Annotated in this window: 3 protein-coding genes; all 3 read right to left on the bottom strand. The window is 62.2% G+C overall.

Features of this window, described 5'->3' with window-relative positions; all coding sequences use genetic code 11:
- Positions 1-322, bottom strand: a 322-nt coding sequence (locus VNX23_RS05820) for a DUF1330 domain-containing protein (protein WP_325628234.1), incomplete at its 3' end; no start/stop codon positions are given.
- A gap of 529 nt (positions 323-851) precedes the next feature.
- Positions 852-1,007 carry an FAD binding domain-containing protein gene (locus VNX23_RS30975; RefSeq protein WP_414642950.1) on the bottom strand — a complete coding sequence of 52 codons (156 nt, stop codon included), beginning with the start codon at positions 1,005-1,007 and terminating at the stop codon, positions 852-854.
- Positions 1,008-1,406: 399 nt separating this feature from the next.
- The coding region (locus VNX23_RS05815; protein WP_325628233.1) for an LLM class flavin-dependent oxidoreductase at positions 1,407-2,512 on the bottom strand (1,106 nt) is incomplete at its 5' end.

Here is a 2,512-nt window from a genome sequence, read left to right as displayed (position 1 = left end):
CGTCTAAACCGGCCACGGGAACCGCACTAGATATTTCGTTACCCTCAATCAGAAATACGCGGCCGTGCGATGCTGACAACCGCGTTTTCAACGCCTCCTGATAGTCATCGGACTGATACCATCGTCGGGCCGCATCGGCGGTGGGAAATTCGATGATAAAGATCCGTTCCGGCATTGGGTCGCCTTCCAGGAGATCGATCTTGCCGCCACCAGCGACGATGCGCCCACCAAAGCGCGCAATCGTCGCCAGCGCGCGCGGCAGATGAGCCTGATAGGAAGCATGGTCGCTTATGTGGATATCGCCGACGATATAGGTGGGCATGGCAGCCTCCTGGCTAGTAAATGCGTTCCAGGCTGATCTAACAGTTTGTTGCAAAACACCGCGCCGCCGCAAACGGCCCCTTGAAGAAGGAGTGAGGAACGGGGGATTTTGGGTTAATCTGGGCGCGGGAATTAGGTCTGGGTCAACGATGACCGCCACTCGCCGCCTCACCGCGATCCTCGCCGCGACCATCGCCTTCCCGGGCGGGGTGGACAAGGCGAATTAGGGCAGGGCTGCCCCCAGGCATGGACAGGATGCTCGACGCTATGGGCGCCCAGGTCGGCCCCGCAACGCCGGGTGCCACGACCGATTTCATTGCTTGCCGGAGGGGAAGTGTCGGTGCCGCCGGAGTGAACACCGCCGGCGTGCTTTGACGAACCCCTTCGAGCGAAAATAGATCAGATCAAGTCTGACCTGCATCACGCGCCGGGCACGCGGCTGCTTTCAGAGAGAGCGGTGCTTCTGGTCGTCATCGATTCATCGGAAAACCTGGAAAACCCGGAGCAGCCGGACTCTTGGCCCCCTGAACTCAACAAGCACCGGTTGGGGCGAGCCGAAAACTCATCGCCGGCACAAGACTCTGTCCGCCGGCCACGATCTTTCCTTCATCGCCGTGTGTAGCGAGAAGATCGAGCGCATCGTCAACAGTGTGGGGCGCAACATATTTGAACGAGACGGGTTTCATCAGCGATAAGTAGCGCCAAAACGAGACCTCCTGCTCACGCGAAACGACCTCCCCGACAAATCAAGCATCGGGAGCAAAATGATCGCGAGCGCGGGGAGCGCCTCCGTCCCTGTTCACCGGTCTTATATGGCCGAGGGTGGCGCCCCGCCGGCGCCGATCGGCGGCTTCCCAATCGCATCCTGTCGCCTGAAGAAGCTGGCCAGCCAAGCATGAGAGGGCCGCGCCCGGCGCACTCGACCTCTTTCATGAGGTCGCCTGGCGGCTCGCGTTCACCAGCATGCCGCGCTTGCGGATACAATCGCGAGCGGCCGTCGGCGGCGCTAAATGCGAGGAAATTGCACCGACACTTGTACGGCGCTGTCAGGTATCGGCATATCCTCTGCCGATCATCGTCCCGGCTTAGAGCGCACGCGGCCGCCCCGCTGTGCCGCCATCGCGCAGCCCCGAGCGCGCGAGACGCGGCAACACCTCGGCGCAAAAATACGGTAATTCGTCGAGATAGTTGACAAACGAAACCGCGATGCCTTTGAGCCCCAGTGCGGTCAGTCGCGTCATGTCGCGTGCCACCGAATCCGGGTCGCCGACCAATGGCAGCCCACCCATGCCGTTGGCCTGGTGATTGCGGATGCGCTGGAACTCTTCGGGCGGGTGCATTTGCGGCGTGATGTTCTTCATCGCCAGAATGTTGTCGACCGCCGCCCAATCGGCATTGTCGACGACAGCATGCCGGTAATAATCCTGCGCCTCCTGTGCCGTGGGCCGGCAGGTGACGACCCCGACTGTATAAACATCGATCTCTCGGCCCGCCTGTTGGGCCAGCGCCCGCACGCTACTGACGTGACCCGCCGTTTCCTCGAACGAGATCCCGCGCGATATCGTCGAAAACAGCGCGTCGCAGTTTCGGATCGCGAACGCTTGGCCGGTCGCCGACGCGCCGGCATTCATGATCAACGGACGCGTCCCGCCATAGGGTTTGGGCTGGGCCCGCACGCCCTTTAATTGGAAGAAACGTCCATCGAATTCGAAATCCTCGCGCCGAGACCAGGCCAATTTGACGATATCGAGCCATTCCTGCGCGTAGTCGTAGCGCGCCTCGTGATCGCGCAATGTCGCGCCGAACATCTCGAACTCGCCCTCGTTCCAGCCGCACACGAGATTGAGACCGAAGCGACCTTCGCCGATGTGGTCGGCGGTGACAAACTCCTTGGCGGCAATCAGTGGCGGGATCAGCGGCGCATGCACGGTTCCGAACACAACGAGCCGCTCGGTTTTGGCCAAGAGCCCGGAGGCCCAGGTCACCGTCTCCCACGTCGCACCCTGGTAATCGGTGTCTCCGCCATAGCCCTTCCAGCGCCCGATCGGCAGCATGAACTCGATGCCTGCCCGGTCGGCCATCTGCGCCAGCTTGACGCAGTCGGGCCAACTCCCGGACCAGCGCTCCGGGACCGTAGTGACCGCGCGGCCGGAGGAGCAGTTGGCGCCGAATAGGCCCAGCTTGAGCCGGT

This window comes from Bradyrhizobium sp. (assembly GCF_035570375.1).
Classification (GTDB): domain Bacteria; phylum Pseudomonadota; class Alphaproteobacteria; order Rhizobiales; family Xanthobacteraceae; genus Bradyrhizobium.
The sequence above is the reverse complement of the archived record's forward strand: the minus strand, read 5'-3'. Positions and strand labels throughout refer to the sequence as shown.